19 protein-coding genes are annotated in these 16,337 nt (G+C 64.5%); 7 read left to right on the forward strand and 12 right to left on the reverse strand.

Annotated features, from left to right (window positions below; genetic code table 11):
* Window positions 1-99: 99 nt before the first annotated feature.
* The 4 genes from ACX4ZE_RS15755 to ACX4ZE_RS15770 all read left to right on the forward strand — a co-directional run bounded on the left by ACX4ZE_RS15755 (window position 100) and on the right by ACX4ZE_RS15770 (window position 2,821).
* On the forward strand, window positions 100-825 hold the full coding sequence (locus ACX4ZE_RS15755) for an HNH endonuclease family protein (RefSeq protein ID WP_480274185.1): 726 nt from the start codon (window positions 100-102) through the stop codon (window positions 823-825).
* Window positions 826-1,043: 218 nt separating this feature from the next.
* The gene (locus tag ACX4ZE_RS15760) at window positions 1,044-1,919 is read left to right on the forward strand and encodes an oxidoreductase (RefSeq protein ID WP_480274186.1); all 876 of its coding nucleotides are present in this window, start codon (window positions 1,044-1,046) and stop codon (window positions 1,917-1,919) included.
* A gap of 129 nt (window positions 1,920-2,048) precedes the next feature.
* Window positions 2,049-2,459, forward strand: a complete 411-nt coding sequence (locus tag ACX4ZE_RS15765; RefSeq protein ID WP_480274210.1) for a transcriptional regulator — start codon at window positions 2,049-2,051, stop codon at window positions 2,457-2,459.
* Window positions 2,456-2,821, forward strand: coding sequence for a DUF3817 domain-containing protein (locus tag ACX4ZE_RS15770; RefSeq protein ID WP_480274187.1), 366 nt, complete (start codon window positions 2,456-2,458; stop codon window positions 2,819-2,821). The genes ACX4ZE_RS15765 and ACX4ZE_RS15770 overlap by 4 nt, the downstream gene beginning before the upstream one ends.
* A 23-nt stretch (window positions 2,822-2,844) precedes the next feature.
* Here ACX4ZE_RS15770 and ACX4ZE_RS15775 read toward each other — a convergent pair whose 3' ends face one another.
* The 10 genes from ACX4ZE_RS15775 to clpS form a co-directional block, all read right to left on the reverse strand.
* Window positions 2,845-3,456, reverse strand: a complete 612-nt coding sequence (locus ACX4ZE_RS15775; protein ID WP_480274188.1) for a non-canonical purine NTP pyrophosphatase — start codon at window positions 3,454-3,456, stop codon at window positions 2,845-2,847.
* Window positions 3,456-4,226, reverse strand: a complete 771-nt coding sequence (gene rph / locus ACX4ZE_RS15780) for a ribonuclease PH (RefSeq protein ID WP_480274189.1) — start codon at window positions 4,224-4,226, stop codon at window positions 3,456-3,458. The genes ACX4ZE_RS15775 and rph overlap by 1 nt, the downstream gene beginning before the upstream one ends.
* Before the next feature lie 82 nt (window positions 4,227-4,308).
* Window positions 4,309-5,073 carry a cyclic nucleotide-degrading phosphodiesterase gene (locus tag ACX4ZE_RS15785; RefSeq protein ID WP_480274211.1) on the reverse strand — a complete coding sequence of 255 codons (765 nt, stop codon included), beginning with the start codon at window positions 5,071-5,073 and terminating at the stop codon, window positions 4,309-4,311.
* A gap of 69 nt (window positions 5,074-5,142) precedes the next feature.
* Window positions 5,143-5,868, reverse strand: coding sequence for a rhomboid family intramembrane serine protease (locus ACX4ZE_RS15790; RefSeq protein WP_480274190.1), 726 nt, complete (start codon window positions 5,866-5,868; stop codon window positions 5,143-5,145).
* A gap of 64 nt (window positions 5,869-5,932) precedes the next feature.
* Window positions 5,933-6,895: a PLP-dependent cysteine synthase family protein gene (locus ACX4ZE_RS15795; protein WP_480274191.1), complete on the reverse strand. Its 963-nt coding sequence runs from the start codon at window positions 6,893-6,895 to the stop codon at window positions 5,933-5,935.
* 7 nt (window positions 6,896-6,902) lie between these two features.
* A complete protein-coding gene (locus ACX4ZE_RS15800; RefSeq protein WP_480274192.1) occupies window positions 6,903-7,175 on the reverse strand; it encodes a MoaD/ThiS family protein in 273 nt (90 codons plus the stop codon).
* Between the two features lie 59 nt (window positions 7,176-7,234).
* On the reverse strand, window positions 7,235-7,654 hold the full coding sequence (locus tag ACX4ZE_RS15805) for a M67 family metallopeptidase (RefSeq protein WP_480274193.1): 420 nt from the start codon (window positions 7,652-7,654) through the stop codon (window positions 7,235-7,237).
* A 124-nt stretch (window positions 7,655-7,778) separates the two neighbouring features.
* The gene (locus ACX4ZE_RS15810) at window positions 7,779-8,840 is read right to left on the reverse strand and encodes a P1 family peptidase (protein ID WP_480274212.1); all 1,062 of its coding nucleotides are present in this window, start codon (window positions 8,838-8,840) and stop codon (window positions 7,779-7,781) included.
* Window positions 8,841-8,891: 51 nt separating this feature from the next.
* Window positions 8,892-9,461: an oxidative stress transcriptional regulator AosR gene (gene aosR / locus ACX4ZE_RS15815; protein WP_480274213.1), complete on the reverse strand. Its 570-nt coding sequence runs from the start codon at window positions 9,459-9,461 to the stop codon at window positions 8,892-8,894.
* Between the two features lie 22 nt (window positions 9,462-9,483).
* Complete coding sequence (gene clpS / locus ACX4ZE_RS15820; RefSeq protein ID WP_480274214.1) at window positions 9,484-9,822, reverse strand: ATP-dependent Clp protease adapter ClpS; 339 nt, start codon at window positions 9,820-9,822, stop codon at window positions 9,484-9,486.
* 159 nt (window positions 9,823-9,981) lie between these two features.
* Between clpS and ACX4ZE_RS15825 the strand changes: the two genes are divergently transcribed.
* The 3 genes from ACX4ZE_RS15825 to ACX4ZE_RS15835 all read left to right on the forward strand — a co-directional run bounded on the left by ACX4ZE_RS15825 (window position 9,982) and on the right by ACX4ZE_RS15835 (window position 14,118).
* Window positions 9,982-11,292: a nicotinate phosphoribosyltransferase gene (locus tag ACX4ZE_RS15825; RefSeq protein ID WP_480274194.1), complete on the forward strand. Its 1,311-nt coding sequence runs from the start codon at window positions 9,982-9,984 to the stop codon at window positions 11,290-11,292.
* A gap of 153 nt (window positions 11,293-11,445) precedes the next feature.
* Window positions 11,446-12,012 carry a nicotinamidase gene (locus ACX4ZE_RS15830; protein ID WP_480274215.1) on the forward strand — a complete coding sequence of 189 codons (567 nt, stop codon included), beginning with the start codon at window positions 11,446-11,448 and terminating at the stop codon, window positions 12,010-12,012.
* A 57-nt stretch (window positions 12,013-12,069) separates the two neighbouring features.
* Window positions 12,070-14,118, forward strand: a complete 2,049-nt coding sequence (locus ACX4ZE_RS15835; RefSeq protein ID WP_480274195.1) for an ATP-dependent DNA helicase — start codon at window positions 12,070-12,072, stop codon at window positions 14,116-14,118.
* Window positions 14,119-14,301: 183 nt separating this feature from the next.
* Here the strand turns inward: ACX4ZE_RS15835 and ACX4ZE_RS15840 are convergent, their stop codons facing one another.
* A complete protein-coding gene (locus ACX4ZE_RS15840; protein ID WP_480274196.1) occupies window positions 14,302-14,835 on the reverse strand; it encodes a DoxX family protein in 534 nt (177 codons plus the stop codon).
* Window positions 14,836-14,905: 70 nt separating this feature from the next.
* Window positions 14,906-16,267 (reverse strand): NCS2 family permease, encoded by a 1,362-nt coding sequence (locus ACX4ZE_RS15845; protein WP_480274197.1) that lies wholly within the window; start codon window positions 16,265-16,267, stop codon window positions 14,906-14,908.
* Window positions 16,268-16,337 lie beyond the last annotated feature (70 nt).

Below are 16,337 nucleotides of genomic sequence, written 5' to 3' on the forward strand. Positions count from 1 at the left end.
CCAGTGATATTCGTCATAGGTACCGGCTGCGGCGCCCGCACGCCACCAGGTACCTTGTCGCCAGACCCAATAGCAGGGGGGAAGACGTTAGGAATTCGGATGGCGCTCACCACACAACGACGGACTACTCTGATCGGCCTCGTCGTCGCAGTCGTCATCGCATTGGGCTACTACTACCTCGATCAGGACAGTGATTCCACCGCTGACGAGTGCGAACCCGGAAGCCGAACATGCTCCGGCACACCGGCTCCCATCCCCAGTCACGAGGCCCTCACCCTGCTGAATTCCCTGACTGTCGCGGATCGTGCTCCTACCAAGGGTTACAGCCGCGACGAGTTCGGCCCGCCCTGGACCGACAAGGTCTCGGTCCCCGGCGGGAACAACGGCTGCGATACCCGTAACGACATCCTCCAACGCGACCTCACCGAGGTGACTTTCAAATCGGGTGCGTGCCTCGTCGCGACAGGCACACTCGACGACCCCTATACCGGCGAGGTCATTCACTTCACGCGCGGCCCGAAGTCTTCGAGCGACGTACAGATCGATCACATCGTCGCGCTCTCGGACGCCTGGCAGAAAGGCGCACAGCGACTTTCTGCCGAACGTCGCCGCGATCTGGCCAACGATCCGTTGAATCTGCTGGCCGTGGACGGACCGGCCAACCAGTCCAAAAGCGACTCCGACGCAGCGTCCTGGCTCCCGCCGAACAAAGACTACCGATGCGCCTACCTGACCAGGCAGATCCAGGTGAAGACGGCCTATCAGCTCTGGGTCACTCCAGCCGAGAAGGACGCTATGGTCAAGGTATTGAGCAGCTGCCCCTGAGCGCGGTCGTTCCGTGGTCCCGCTGCCCGGTCCGCCAGACCGACACCACCGTGAGCTCGCAGGCGACCCGCGCATACCAGCCGATCCGATACCGCTGTTCGGGCCGATCTCGATCGCCGTATCCTGGTCCTCGCCCACGCACACAAAATCCGCACGATCTCGTAGCGATACATCGGCTGTTCGATTCCTCCCGCACCTCTGCCGAGTAGGGTCGACACATGGCGTGGAAACCTACTGAAATCCCGGACCAGACCGGACGAAAATTCGTCGTTACCGGCGCAAACGGCGGCTTGGGCGCTATCACCACCGAAGTCCTCGCGAGCAAGGGCGCGACTGTGATCATGGCCTGTCGCAATACGACCACCGCGCAAAAGGTCGCCGACCGCATCGACGGTGATATCCGGGTAGCCGAACTAGACCTGGCCGATCTGGCCTCGGTGCGCAAGTTCGCCAATAGCTGCACCACATTCGACGTGCTGATCAACAACGCGGGCATGATGAATCTGCCGTTCTCCCGGACCAAGGACGGTTTCGAAACACAGTGGGGTATCAACCATCTCGGACACTTCGCGCTCACCGGGCTGTTGCTGAATCGGATCTCCGACCGCATCGTGACGCTATCCAGTATCGCGCATAAGCAGACACCGAAACTCTATATCGATGATCTCGACTACCAGAACCGGCGCTACCAGCGCAACCTCGCGTACGCTCAGTCCAAACTGTGCAATCTGATGTTCGCACGGGAATTACAGCGCAAGCTGACCGAAGCAGGCTCTACCAAGCGCTCCTACGCCGTGCACCCCGGTGTTTCGGCCACCGGCTTGTTCTCACACACCGAGACCCCGCTCGACTATCTCTCCGCACCGTTCGTCCGCCTGATCGGGCATCCGCCCGCCAAGGCGGCGCACTCCACGCTGTTCGCAGCGACCATGCCCGATGCCGACCCCGAGGTCTACTGGGGTCCGACCAGATTCTTCGGCACCCAGGGCCCGGTAGCGGCCTCCTCGTCCACTCGACTGTCGAAGAGCAAGAAGCTGTGGCAGCGACTGTGGACGGAATCCGAGCGACGCACCCGGGTGATCTACGAGTTCTGAATGACAGCGGACGCTCCACGAATGCGCGGCACCTGGCGCCACGGCCTACGTAGTAGTACGGGTACCGTGGAGCCCGTGTCCGCTCCTCCTCGCCGCTCGGCGCATAATCGCCCGGCTCTCATCGCGCTGATGATCATCACCGCGCTGGGCTGCCTGGCATTGGCCTGGTGGCAGTGGGAGCGGTACTCGTCCGCAGGCGGCACCGGCCAAAATCTCGGGTACGCGCTGCAGTGGCCACTGTTCGCGGGTTTCGCTGTCTTCGCCTACTTCCGGTTCGTCCGGCTGGAGCGCGAAGCCGGGGAAGAGGAAGCCGCAGCCGATGCCACGCCGGGTAGTCCCGCCGGGTCCGGACGCACCACGAAACCGGTCGTGCTCCGGGAGATCCCAGAAGGTCTGCTACCGGAACGCCCGAAAGTCGTGCGGGACGAGGACCCCGTGCTCGCCGAGTACAACCAATACCTCGCCGCGCTGTACACCACCGATACCGAGGAGCAGGCCCCTGTGGCGGGTCGGCACGCCCGCGAGAGGAGCGCCGGTTGACCACCAGCGAAAACCACACCGAGACCACCGCCGTTCCCCCTCGGACGGCGAACACCGCCAAGATCGCCTCGGCATTGCTGCGCTATCGCGCGCTGGCCTGGATCACGGGTCTGTGGCTGCTGCTGCTCACCGGTGAGATGATCGTCAAGTACGGCTTCGGCGTGCACACTCCCACGTGGATCGCCGTGGTGCACGGCTGGGTGTACTTCGTGTACCTGCTGTGCACCACCGACCTCGCGATCAAGGTCCGCTGGCCCGCGGGGCGCACTATCGGCACCTTGCTCGCGGGCACTATCCCGCTGTTGTCTTTCTACGTCGAGCACATCAACGCCAAGCGGGTCAAGCAGAACTTCGGCGTCTGACCCGCCTTGGTCCACGGCTCGGGTCAGACTTCGACCAGCCCGGCCAGCGCGGGCGCCAACCGGGACAGTGCCCGGCCACGGTGCGACACCGCGTCCTTCTGCGTCGGCGTCAGCTGCGCCGCCGTGACCGCTCCACCCGCCGGGATGAACAGCGGGTCGTAGCCGAAACCACCCGTACCTGCCGGCTTCCGTCCGATCGAGCCGAGCCATTCACCACGTACCACGGTCTCGATGCCGCCCGGCACTACCAGCGCACAAGCCGAGACGAACCGACCGCCGCGGCGAGCATCAGGGACATCGGCGAGCTGTGCCAGCAGCAGCGCGTTATTGGCGGCATCGTCACCGTGCCTACCCGCCCAACGCGCCGACAGCACGCCTGGCATCCCATGCAACGCGTCCACCTCGAGGCCGGAATCGTCGGCGATACAGGCCAGTCCGGTGGCTACAGCACCGTCGCGGGCCTTGGCCAGCGCATTCTCCTCGAAAGTCGCACCGGTCTCCGGGGCCTCATCGTAGGGAGGGACGTCATTCAACCCGGCGATCTCGATACCGACGATGCCCGCCTCGTCGAGAATGCGGCGCAACTCGTTCAGTTTCTTGGCATTGCGGCTGGCGACCAGCACCCGGCGGGACATCACTTCTTCTTCGCGTCGTCCTGCTCTGGAAGCAAACCTGGATACGGTAGCGTCAGGGCCTCTTTCTGCACGAGAAACAACTGCTCGCAGCCCGCGAGCGCGGCATCGAGCAGTTTGTCCAGAGTGGAACGCGGGAAAGTGGCGCCCTCGCCAGTGCCTTGGATCTCCACCAATGTTCCGGTGTCTGTGGCGACCACGTTCATGTCGACTTCGGCGCGCGAATCCTCTTCGTAAGGCAGATCCAAACGCACTCGGCCATCGACCACACCGACACTCACCGCGGCGATCGCGCACGAGATCGGTTGCGGATCAGCCAGAGCACCAGTCGCACCGAGATAGGTCGCGGCATCCGCCAAGGCGACATAGGCACCGGTGATAGCGGCTGTTCTGGTGCCCCCATCGGCCTGGAGCACATCGCAGTCGATCGCGATGGTGTTCTCCCTGATGGCGGCCAGGTCGATACAGGCACGCAGCGACCGGCCGACCAAGCGGCTTATCTCCTGGGTCCGCCCGCCGACCTTCCCTTTGACCGATTCGCGGCCACTACGAGTATGGGTTGCGGCAGGCAGCATCGCATACTCCGCGGTGAGCCAGCCCAACCCGGAATCGCGGCGCCAAGGAGGAACTCCCTCGGTGACGCTCGCAGTACACATCACCCGCGTCTGGCCGAATTCGACCAGCACCGAACCAGCTGGATGCGTGGTGAATCCACGCGTGATCCGTATCTCACGGAGTTCATCGTCCGCCCTGCCATCGGCTCGTCTCGACACGGCCACAGCCTACTGTGTTCAGTTTGCCGCGCCTGCGGCGCGGCGTGTCGGCGTTCAGTCGGGTGTGGCGGAACGGGCGGGCTCAGAGGTCGAAGGTCTCGCCGGGGGCTACCGCGTGCACCGGACCGGTGAACTGTTCCTTCGCCTCGGCGATCACATCTTCGCGAGAAGTCCACGGTGGGATGTGGGTGAGTAGCAACTCCTTCACTCCGGCCTCGGCGGCGATCATGCCCGCCTCGGTACCCGAAAGATGAATACCAGGTGGTCGATTCGCCGGGTCGTGCGTCCAGGATGCCTCGGCCATCAGGATGTCGGCCCCCTGCGCGAGTTCCCGGACCTGCGGGCACAACGCGGTATCGCCGGTATAGACGAAGACGCGCCCGCTCGCACCGATGATCCGCAGGCCGTAGGACTCTGGCGGATGGTACATCCGGCGCGCGATCACTCTGTGCCCCGGACCGAACTCCACCGGCTCATCTTCGGTCCACGGACGCATATCGATCACATCCGACCAGTCGTCGCACGCACCGCCGACTTCGGCGGAGGCGTTACCGATACGTTGCGAGGTATCGGTAGGGCCACGCACGATCGCCTTCCCTGTCGGCGGCACCGGATGGTAGCGCCGCCACACCAACAGGCCGGGCAGATCCAGGCAGTGGTCAGCGTGCAGGTGGGTCAAGAAGATATCGACTTCACCTGGATCGGCATAGCGTTGCAGCGCACCGAGTACTCCCGGACCGAAATCCATGACTGTCGGCCGCATATCCTGGCCGGTCAGCAAGTACCCCGATGCGGGAGAATCCGGGCCGGACACGCTGCCCGAGCACCCGAGGACGGTAAGGCGCATGCCCTCATGCTGCCACGCGGAATTCTCGTTCAAGAAGGGATCCCCCACATTTCCCGGCGAGCAACGCGCTTATCGAGGCAACGCGCTGACTCCGACTCTTTCCCCTCGGCGGCGTCGACGTTCATCAGCAGAGAGTACCCATCCGGCGAGGAGTCCACCCAATGCGCCGAAAAGATGGCCCTGCCACGATATCCCGGGTAGTCCGGGCAAGACACCCCACAACAGCGACCCATAGAGGGCGAGCACAACGAGGCCGAGCACGATGTACGCGATATTCCTGGCGAACCAGCCACGCGAGATGAGCAGCGTCAACCAGCCGAACACCAGCCCGGAAACACCCAGATGCAGGCTGCCCAGGGCTCCCGTGAGCCAGATGCCGACTCCGGACACGAGCCAGATGAGCGCGGTCGCGGCCAGACCACGGCCGATACCTGTCAGGAGCACCAGGAAACCCAGCACCAATGCCGGGACCGTATTGCCGATGAGGTGGTCCCACCCTTCGTGCAATACCGGAGCGAACAGTATGCCGGACAGCCCATCGACCCGACGCGGCTGGATACCCGCATTATCGAGTCGATGACCGACCACGGTATCGACCCCCTCGATGGCGTAGAGCAGCCCGATGAATCCGGAGATCAACACCACTGCCCGCAGCCATAGCCGCCCGACTGCGGCGAAGCCGCTGTTCGATGCTGGAGCGGACAGCTCGGACGCACCGCCGGGACGACCCGGCTGCGCACGAATCGCCGCGATCCGATCCGGGTCGAACGGCGGACCGAACTGCGCGCCGATCATGGCCACCTCCTCGCCACGCGGGGTTGTGGCCCCGCCGCCCTCAGAGTACCGGCATGGCGGTTCCTCAGGCCCAGAGCTGGCCGTCGAGCCGATCCCCCGCCTCTTCCAGAGTGCCTTCATAGGCGCCGGTGGACAGGTACTTCCAGCCGCCGTCTGCGACCACGAACGCGATATCGGCGCGTCTGCCCGCCCGCACCGCTTTGCGAGCGACACCGAGCGCGGCGTGCAGAATGGCCCCGGTGGAGATCCCGGCGAAGATTCCTTCTTCGCCCACCAGTTCACGAGTTCGTTTGACGGCGTCGTGCGGACCGACCGAGAAACGGGACGTCAGCACGCTCTCGTCGTACAGTTCGGGGATGAAGCCCTCGTCGATATTGCGCAGGCCGTAGACCAGCTCACCATAGCGTGGCTCAGCGGCGATGATCTCGATGTCCGGCATTTTCTCGCGGAGGAAGCGGCCAATGCCCATCAAGGTGCCCGTGGTACCGAGACCTGCGACGAAGTGCGTGATCTCCGGCAGGTCAGCCAGTATCTCCGGACCGGTGTGCTCGTAATGCGCCAGCGCATTCGCCGGGTTGCCGTATTGGTAGAGCATCACCCACTCCGGGTTCTGCGCCGCGATCTGCTTGGCCAGCGCCACTGCCTGATTGGAGCCGCCTGCCGCGGGGGAATCGATAATCCGCGCACCGAACATGGTGAGCAACTGTCGTCGCTCCACCGACGTGTTCTCCGGCATCACGCAGATCATCCGGTAGCCCTTGAGTTTGGCGGCCATAGCCAGGGAGATACCGGTGTTGCCGCTGGTCGGTTCCAGAATGGTGCAACCGGGGCGCAACAGCCCCTCGGCCTCGGCCTGCTCGATCATGCGCAGCGCGGGCCGGTCCTTGATCGAGCCGGTGGGGTTATGGTCCTCGAGTTTGGCCCACAACCGCACATGATTCTCACCATCCCACTGTGGGGACAGAGTGCGCAGTCCCACCAGCGGTGTGTCACCGAGTGTCGCGATCAGCGATTCATAACGCGCCACGAACCGCTCAGCCTCCGGCCACGGCGGGAAGGATGGTCACGCTGGCATCCTGGGGCACCTCGGCCGCGAGACCGCCCGCGAACCGCACATCCTCATCGTCGATGTAGATATTGACATACCGGTTCAGCTTGCCGTCCTTGAGCAGACGCTCAGCGAGACCAGGGTGATTGACCTCCAGGTCATCGATCAGCGCGGCCAGTGTGGCCCCCTCGGCATGCACCCGCTTCTCACCTCCGGTGAGGCCGCGCATGATGGTCGGGATGGACACGATTACCGGCATGGGTACTCCTTGATCTCACAGTCTGGCATTCACGGGCAGGTGTCGGTTCGCGGTGTGCGCTAGCTTTCGTACGCCTCGACGATCCGCACCGGCTCCTCGGTGACCACACCGTCGACGATCCGATAGCTGCGCAGTTCATGTCGCTCTGGATCACGAGTGGAAATCAACACATAGTGCGCGAACGGTTCGGCGGCATAAGACACATCGGTCCGGCTCGGATATGCCTCGGTGGCGGTATGCGAGTGATAGATCACCACCGGTACCTCATCGGCGTGGTCCATCTCGCGCCACACCTCCAACTGCTCGCCGGAATCGAAACGATAGAAGGTCGGTGAGCGCTCGGCATTGACCATGGCGATGAATCGCTCCGGGCGGTCCGATCCTTCCGGCCCCGCGAGGACACCACATGCCTCGTCGGGATGGTCAGCGCGCGCGTGCGCCACTATCGCCTCCACGAGGTCGGCTCTGATCACCAACACGGGTAGTGCACCTTTCCACAACGCCGATCCATCGCCGTCGACAACGAGCCAGGATATTCGGGTATTCCCAGCGCATTGTCAGCCGGTCCCCGATTCGGCCGCTCGCGGATACCGATTCGGTGGTTCAACCGGGGAACAGGTCACGGTAAGCGGGGATACCCGCGACCGCGTGTGCCGAACGGATCGCATCGACGATGGCGCGTTCGACACAAATGGCGGCCGCCGTGGAAATCTGGTCCACAACAAGCAGATCGGCGGGGAAGGCAGGTGGTAGTGGTGGACTCGCAGCCGCCTCGACCGTTCCGGTGGCCAGCGCGAAGAGCGTGTCTCCGTCCAGCGGGGAATGCGCGGGACGGACCGCCCTGGCCAGACCGTCGTGCGCGGTGACAGCCACGCGTCGACACCCAGCGGGATCGAGCGCGGCATCCGTGGCTACGACTCCGATGGTGGTGTTGAGCACTGTCCCCTTCACCGGCAGTGCGTTGGCCACCGCCAACTGCTCGGCAGTCGGCGCGCGCAGCCCGAAGAAGCCCGGCCCCTCGGTGCCGCAGCCCCATGGAAACCCGGTGCGCGGATCGAACACCGAGCCAACCGGGTTGGCCACGATCAATGCGGCAACAGTGATACCGGCGGCGGCACCGTCGCTCAAGACGATGCTCGCGGTCCCCACACCGCCCTTGACCGACCCGGCGCGCGCGCCGACGCCTGCGCCGACCGACCCGCGAGCGAAATCGGTGGCCGCCGCGGCGGCCGCGCGGTAACCGAACTCGGCGGTCGGTCGAATATCCCACGCACCGACGGGAAGGTCGAAGATCACCGCGCCGGGGACGATGGGCACCACTCGGCTCGGGTCCGCCGGATCCATCGCGATGCCCGCGCCGTTCTCCTCCAGCCAGCGCAGCACACCGTCGGCTGCGGCAAGACCGTAGGCGCTGCCCCCGGTCAGCAGAATCGCATCGATCCTGCGGACGGTATTACTCGGATCGAGCAGATCGGTCTCGCGCGTACCCGGCCCACCACCACGCACGTCGACCGCCGCTACCACGCCACCCGGCACACGCACGACCGTGCATCCCGTCGCCGCCCCGGCGCCCAAGGTGGCGTCGAGGTCGAGAACATGGTGATGACCGACCAGTATTCCGGGGACATCGGTGAGCGAATCACGGTGCCCCGAAACGGCATTCATCATCACCACTCCTCATCGCGCGGACATGCCCGATTTTCGCACCAGAGCCGATCAGGGGGCCAGTGCCTGCAGCAACGAGTCCTGCATCCAGGTCAGCCAGTGATACACATCCAGGTGCGGAGCGCGCGGATCATCGGGCTCGAGCTGGTCGGGCGTGTCGGTGTCTATGCTCAGCACCGTGCCGAGCGCAAGCCTTACATCGGTGAGCGCGGTCAGCCACGCATCGGCCTGCTCAGGGGTGAGCATGATCTTGCCACCCGAAGTCGGCACAGTGTTCAGCACCACCGAGCTCGCCGCCAGCTTGGCGTCGATGATGTCGGGCTCGTAGAGTCCGCGCAACGCACTGTTGAGGTCGGCGCGCTCGGCATCCGGCGAGCCGGGTTCGCTTCGATGGAAGTCGGGAAGGAGCCTCCGCAGCCGCGGATCTTCCGGCTGGGTGGTATTCCCGGAGCGCAGACCGGTCAGCGCGACCAATTCGTCTTCAGGGGCGGACCCGGCACGATCGGTGAGCAACCCGGAAACTGCTCCTATCAGCGATCTGAGCACGTCGGCCTCACGTGCGTCCACCTCGGAACGCAGTTTGAGTCCGCTCAGCGAGTTCTTCCTGCTCCATTTACGCACGGCGTCAGGGTAGTCGTCCCGGTCAGTCATCCCGCTGCATGGTGGCCCAGAGACCCGCCGCGTGCAGGCGCTGGACATCGTGTTCCATCTTGTCCCGGGAACCGGACGAAACCACAGCCTTGCCTTCGTTGTGTACTTTCAGCATCAGTTCGGTCGCCTTTGCTTTGCTGTAGCCGAACAGTTTCTGGAAGATATAGGTGACGTAGTGCATGAGATTGACCGGATCGTCCCAAACCACTGTCACCCAGGGACGATCCTCCGCCTCCAGAATCTCGGTGTACTCGACCGCCTCAGGCGTCGCTTGTGCTGCTGACAATATCGGGTTCGCGGCGCCAGCGACAGCACAGGCGGCAGCGCCCATGGTGACGTCGCCCCGGACTGTATTGCACAAGGCCATAACGTCAAGAGTACGACGTGAGCCCAGATAAACAACACCCACACAGCCTCGATTCGTACATTTCGGAGTTCACCGGCGCGATGCCGATCACCGTACCCCGGTCGTGACATCTACAGTGGTTTCGTGGTTACGCGGGACGACGTCGACAGCACGGCGCTGCTGACCGACCAGTACGAACTGACCATGCTCGCCGCGGCACTCGCCGATGGTTCCTCGACGCGTCAATGCACGTTCGAAGTGTTTGCTAGAAGTTTGCCACATGGACGTCGGTACGGTGTGGTCGGAGGCACCGGCCGACTACTCGACGCACTGCGGAGATTCCGGTTCAGCGAGGCAGACCTGGCTGTCGCCGCATCGTTCTCGGATCAACGCACCCTCGACTGGCTGCGCGACTACCGATTCGCCGGTGATATCGACGGCTATGCCGAGGGTGAGCTCTATTTCCCCGCCTCTCCGATCCTTTCGGTGCGCGGCAGCTTCGCCGAGTGCGTGGTGCTGGAGACGCTGATTCTGTCGATTCTCAACCACGACAGCGCCATCGCATCCGCAGGCGCGCGCATGGTGAGCGCCGCCGGTGGCCGCCGGATGATCGAGATGGGCTCGCGACGCACCCATGAGAAGGCCGCGCCCGACAGCGCCCGCGCCGCGTACCTAGCTGGTTTCGACGCCACATCGAATCTGGCGGCTATGCGCCATTACGGTATTCCCGGCGCAGGCACCAGCGCGCACGCATTCGTCCTGCTACACAGCGGCCCGGATGGGACGCATGAGGCCGACGCCTTCCGCGCCCAGGTACGCAACCTCGGGGTCGGGGCAACGCTACTGGTAGACACCTTCGACATCACTTCGGGTGTGGCGACTGCCATCGAAGTGGCCGGCACCGAACTGGGTGGCGTCCGGATCGACTCCGGCGATCTCGGCGTACTGGCACGGCAAGTTCGCGGCCAGCTCGACGCACTCGGCGCCACCCGGACTCGCATCATGGTCTCCGGCGATCTCGACGAATACGCTATCGCCGCGTTGCGCGCCGAACCGGTTGATATATACGGCGTCGGGACGGCGCTAGTCACCGGAGCAGGCGCGCCGACCGCAAGCATGGTTTACAAACTGGTCGAGGTGGACGGGTTACCGGTTGCCAAACGCAGTAGCCAGAAACAGTCGCGCGGCGGCACTAAGAAAGCCGTCCGCCTGGCCCGCGACACCGGCACGATTGTCGAGGAAATCATCTATCCGGCGGCCGGACCTGCACCACCCTCGAACGGCTTATCCGCCCGCGCGCTGCTCAGACCGCTGATCCGCGACGGCGAACAAGTCGCGGACCTGCCCACCTTGGCGGAGAGCCGCGAACTGGTCTCCCGCGGACTTATCAGTCTGCCGTGGGAAGGACTGAAGCTGTCGGCCGGCGAACCTGCTATCGCGACTACCTTCGCCTGAAGGGCCACACGCGCTCAGCACAGCCGCACACACATCCTGAGTCTGTTTTCACCACGTGCTCACTGGGCATTTCCCACGCGCCGGGTGAAGCGTTCCACCGGCCGACCGGAAGAATCAGGAGAGATCACCCCACTTACCCCGCGGGAGGTCACCATGCTTCGAGCATTGATCATCGTCGATGTCCAGAACGATTTCTGCGAGGGTGGATCGCTTGAGGTCACCGGGGGCGCCACGGTGGCCACCCGCATCAGCGCACACCTCGCGGTGAAGAACTACAGCGCGGTCGTCGCGACCCGTGACTACCACATCGATCCCGGTACCCACTTCTCCGACGATCCCGACTATGTCGACAGCTGGCCACCACACTGTCGGGCCGGAACCTCCGGCGCGGATTTCCACCCGGCCTTGACCATGGGCCCCATTCAGGAAATCTTTTCCAAAGGCGCGTACTCGGCGGCCTATTCGGGATTCGAGGGCGCCACCGTAGACGGCACCAGCCTGGCCGATTGGCTGCACGAGCGCGGTATCGACGCCGTGGACATCGTCGGTCTCGCCACTGACCATTGCGTGCGCGCCACCGCTCTCGACGCACGTATCGAGGGATTCGATACCAGAGTTCTGCTCGATCTCACCGCCGGTGTCGCACCTGCCACTGTCAGCGCCGCGATGGATCACATGCGCGGAGCCGGAGTCGATCTCGAAGGGAACATCCCACATTAGTCCATCCGGTCGCGCGGGCCTGTCTGCGCTGTCACCGGCACCAAGTAGGCTGCTGACGTGCCCGAATTGCCGCCCGTTTCCAGCCTTTTGACCATTGCCGTGCAGGCGCTCGGCGGCAAGGAGCGCACCGGGCAGATGACCATGGCGACAGCAGTGGACCATGCGATAGACACCAAGGAGCACCTCGCGGTGCAGGCCGGGACAGGCACCGGCAAGTCGCTGGCGTATCTGGTGCCGAGTCTGCGGCACGCAGTGCGTACCGGGCGCACCGTTGTGGTCTCCACGGCGACCATCGCGCTGCAACGACAACTGGTCGACCGCGATCTGCCGCGATTGGCCGATACGCTGCACGTACCGCTTGGGCGCACCCCGCGATTCGCGATACTCAAGGGCCGCAATAACTACCTTTGCTTGAACAAGATCAATAGTGCTGTCCCGGACGACCCCGCCGAGGCGGAACTGTTCGACGCGTTCGCGATCTCGCGCCTCGGCCGTGAAGTGCAGCGGCTCGATGAATGGGCCTCCGACACCGAGACCGGCGACCGCGACGAACTCACCCCAGGAGTGAGCGAACGTGCCTGGCGACAAGTCAGCGTGTCGTCGCGGGAATGCCTCGGCAAATCACGCTGCCCGTTCGGCCAGGACTGCTTCGCAGAGCGCGCCAGAGCCGAGGCAGCGCAGGCTGACGTGGTGGTGACCAATCACGCGCTGCTCGCGATCGACGCGATCAGCGATATTCAGATCCTGCCGGAACATAATGTGGTGATCATCGACGAAGCGCATGAACTAGTCGACCGAGTCACCGGCGTGGCCGCTGCCGAACTCGCCCCCGCAGCGATCAGCATGGCCGCCCGGCGCTGCGCCAAGCTCGTCGACGAACAGGAAATCGACCGTTTGGAAAGCGCGGCCGACGCCTGGCATACCGTGCTGGAGGAGCTGCCGGCCACCCGGTGGGATGTCCTGCCCGACGGCATCGCCTCAGTGCTGGCCCTTATCCGCGACGCCGCCTGGAACGCACGCGTCGCTCTCGGGCCTCAGCCGGGCACTTCCGCCCAAGGTAATCAGGAAGACGCCGCCGCCCACACACTCGCGCTGGCTTCGATCGACGAGGTACACGACAGCGCAGTCCGCGCGCTGACCGCATTCGATGAGCCCGACCCGGCCACCCGGCACGATGTTATCTGGCTGGAGGCTGACGAAATACGCGGCGTCGTACGCCGCACCCTGCGTATGGCACCGCTTTCAGTAGGCGGCCTGCTGCGCAGCAAGCTCTTCGGCGCCGCGACCGTCGTGCTGACCTCCGCGACGCTACAGATCGGCGGCTCGTTCGACGGGCTCGCGGCGACCTGGGGTCTGCCCGCACAGTCGGGTACTCGCACCGATCCGGCCACCGCGAACGGCGCCGAAGCACCAGCGGACGCCGACACCGTCCGCTGGAACTCACTCGATGTCGGCTCACCATTCGACCACGCCAAATCCGGCATTCTCTATGTCGCCAAGCACCTGCCCGCACCCGGCCGCGACGGGCTCGCGCCGGTATATCTGGACGAGATCGAGCGTCTGATCACTGCGGCGGGTGGGCGCACCCTCGGACTGTTCTCTTCCATGCGCGCGGCCCGCGCGGCCGCCGACGCATTACGCGACCGGCTGCCGACGCCGGTGCTGTGCCAGGGCGAAGACGCCACCGGCGCATTGGTCCGCGCGTTCGCCGACGACCCGGCGACCTCACTGTTCGGCACACTCTCACTGTGGCAAGGGGTTGATGTGCCCGGCCCTTCGTTGAGCCTGGTGATCCTCGATCGCATCCCGTTTCCGCGGCCGGACGACCCGCTACTCGCGGCCAGGCAGCGCGCGGTACAGGCACGTGGCGGAAACGGTTTCATGACCGTAGTCGCCACGCATGCCGCCCTGCTGCTCGCTCAGGGCACCGGCCGCCTGCTACGCAGCATCGACGATCGCGGTGTGGTCGCCATCCTCGATTCTCGCCTCGCCACCGCTCGCTACGGCGGATATCTGCGCGCCTCGCTACCTCCCTATTGGGAGACCACCGATCCGGAGATCGTGGTCGACGCGCTGCGCCGGCTTACCGGGACAATGGTGGGGTAACGCATTCCGGTCGGATCGTGTAAGGCAGCGGGATCGCCGACCTCGACGGCCATCGTTATCTTCGCGCTCCGCGATGTCCTGGTGCAACAACAGAATGACGATCCGGGTGGCCACGGCGTGACATCGCGTGAATCATAGACGATCCCGGCACTGTGTCCCCGGATCTACGCACTGATGGCAGACTCACAGCACCCACTTCAGAATCAGCGTGAGCATACCGGTCACGAATGCCAGCAGCAACGCACCCACCCCCCACACGAAACCGTGACGTTCCCACGGATGCCCCGCATCCAGGGAGAACTTACCGGGTCCGGTGAAGGGAAACGCTGCACCGGCTACCGCGAACATCAGGCCCATCTCGTAGCCGCCCAGTAACCCACTGCTCCATATAGCGTTGATCGCGTTGATCATGGTGCCGAGCACGATGGCCCCGGCCAGCGGTGTCAACAGACCGAGCACAAGTAGCATCCCTCCACCGAGCTCGGTCAGACCGGCCAGCGACCCGAACACCTCACCGGGGTTGTAGCCCATCCGCTCGAAACCATCGGCGTTGACCCGCCAACCCGGCCCGTCCCACCAGCCGAAGAGTTTCTGGGCGCCGTGCGCGACGAGCAATCCACCGAAGACCGCCCGGACGATCAGCAGGCCGATATCGACGGCGATGTCATCCAGTTCGGTGCTCGCCCTAGTACGTTCGACTACGGATTCACTGGACACGCCGCCCCCTTCCCTTGGCCCTGGTTGTTCCTACACCGTCTTCCCGGCCATAACCCCTGTACCATCAACGCTACTCCGCGAGGAAGAAGAAGTAACTGAGGAACACCGCCAGCAGCGCCCACATGACCGGGTGGACTTCCTTGATCCGGCCCCGGACCGCCATGATGATCGGGAAGAAGAGCATTCCCATGGCCAGTCCATTGGCAATGGAGTAAGTCAGCGGCATCACCACAACGGTGAGAAAAGCGGGAATCGCGTATTCCAGCCGCTTCCAGTCGATATCGCCGAGCGAACGCGCCATCAGGATGCCGACCACGATCAGTGCGGGCGCGGTTATCGCGCCCACGCCCGCGACCACAGCGAAGAGCGGATAGCAGAACATCGCGAGGAGGAACCAGCCCGCCGTGGTGACGGCGGTCAGCCCGGTGCGGCCGCCCGCAGAGACGCCCGCGGTCGACTCCACATAGGCAGTGGTGGTCGAGGTGCCGATGACGGCGCCCGCCATGGTGCCCACCGAGTCCGCCGCCAGCGCGCTCGCGGCGCGGGGCAGTTTGCCTTTCTCGTCCAGCAGCCCGGCCTGGTTCGCCACACCGATCAATGTGCCCGACGTGTCGAAGAAGTCGACGAACAACATGGTCAACACCACCACGATCATCTGCCCACTGAACGCGTCGGGCAGATGGACGATCGCCTGGCCGAAGGTGTGTTCCAACCCCTTCGGCGCTTCGACTACGCCGCTGGGGAGGTCGACCAAGCCGCTGACGATACCGACGATCGTGGTGAGCACAATGCCATAGAGCACAGCGCCGTGCCTGCCCAGCGCAAGGAATACCACGGTCACCAACAGTCCGAACAGCGCGAGCAGCGTCGTTCCCTTGGTGAAGTCGCCGAGTGTGACCAGCGTCGCTTCGCTGTCCACCACAATCCCCGCGTTCTGCAGGCCGAGGAACGCCACGAACAAGCCGATGCCCGCGCCGACGGCGAGCTTCAGTTGCATCGGGATGGCGTCGAGGACACGTTCGCGAACTCTGGTGATCGCGAGCACGAAAAAGATGGCGCCTGAAAGGAACGTGCCCGCCAAGGCCACCTGCCACGGGATCCCCATGCCGAGAACCACCGAGAACGCGAAGAATGCGTTGAGTCCCATGCCAGGCGCAAGCGCGATCGGATAGCGAGCCCACAATCCCATGACCAGCGTGCCGAATACCGCAGCGGCAGCGGTCGCGGTGAACACCGCTTGCATAGGGATGCCCTTGTCGCCGAGTGCTCCCTGATCGCCGAGCACCGCAGGGTTCACCGCGAGTATGTAGGACATGGCCAGGAACGTGACCGTCCCCGCCATGAGCTCCCGCTTGACGGTCGAGCCTGCGGACCGGACCCCGAAATACCCGTCGAAGTGCACGCGGGTTCGGTTGAGTACGTCGGTGACCATGGCTGACTCCAGTCGAGAACTATGCAGGCGTGTGAGGGCACGGTAACCGAAAGCTCGTCAACCCCTATAA

The sequence above is a fragment of the Nocardia sp. TBRC8007 genome, from assembly GCF_056629435.1.

Excerpts from the sequence above, each read along its gene's own strand:
- ACX4ZE_RS15765 (WP_480274210.1), top strand. The coding sequence starts at position 2,049 with ATGATCATCACCGCGCTGGGCTGCCTGGCATTGGCCTGGTGGCAGTGG.
- clpS (WP_480274214.1), bottom strand. The coding sequence starts at position 9,822 with ATGGGCGCTGCCGCCTGTGCTGTCGCTGGCGCCGCGAACCCGATATTG.
- ACX4ZE_RS15785 (WP_480274211.1), bottom strand. The coding sequence starts at position 5,073 with ATGCGCCTTACCGTCCTCGGGTGCTCGGGCAGCGTGTCCGGCCCGGAT.
- ACX4ZE_RS15775 (WP_480274188.1), bottom strand. The coding sequence starts at position 3,456 with ATGTCCCGCCGGGTGCTGGTCGCCAGCCGCAATGCCAAGAAACTGAAC.
- ACX4ZE_RS15760 (WP_480274186.1), top strand. The coding sequence starts at position 1,044 with ATGGCGTGGAAACCTACTGAAATCCCGGACCAGACCGGACGAAAATTC.
- ACX4ZE_RS15810 (WP_480274212.1), bottom strand. The coding sequence starts at position 8,840 with ATGAATGCCGTTTCGGGGCACCGTGATTCGCTCACCGATGTCCCCGGA.
- ACX4ZE_RS15830 (WP_480274215.1), top strand. The coding sequence starts at position 11,446 with ATGCTTCGAGCATTGATCATCGTCGATGTCCAGAACGATTTCTGCGAG.
- ACX4ZE_RS15800 (WP_480274192.1), bottom strand. The coding sequence starts at position 7,175 with ATGCCGGTAATCGTGTCCATCCCGACCATCATGCGCGGCCTCACCGGA.
- ACX4ZE_RS15755 (WP_480274185.1), top strand. The coding sequence starts at position 100 with ATGGCGCTCACCACACAACGACGGACTACTCTGATCGGCCTCGTCGTC.
- ACX4ZE_RS15790 (WP_480274190.1), bottom strand. The coding sequence starts at position 5,868 with ATGATCGGCGCGCAGTTCGGTCCGCCGTTCGACCCGGATCGGATCGCG.
- ACX4ZE_RS15845 (WP_480274197.1), bottom strand. The coding sequence starts at position 16,267 with ATGGTCACCGACGTACTCAACCGAACCCGCGTGCACTTCGACGGGTAT.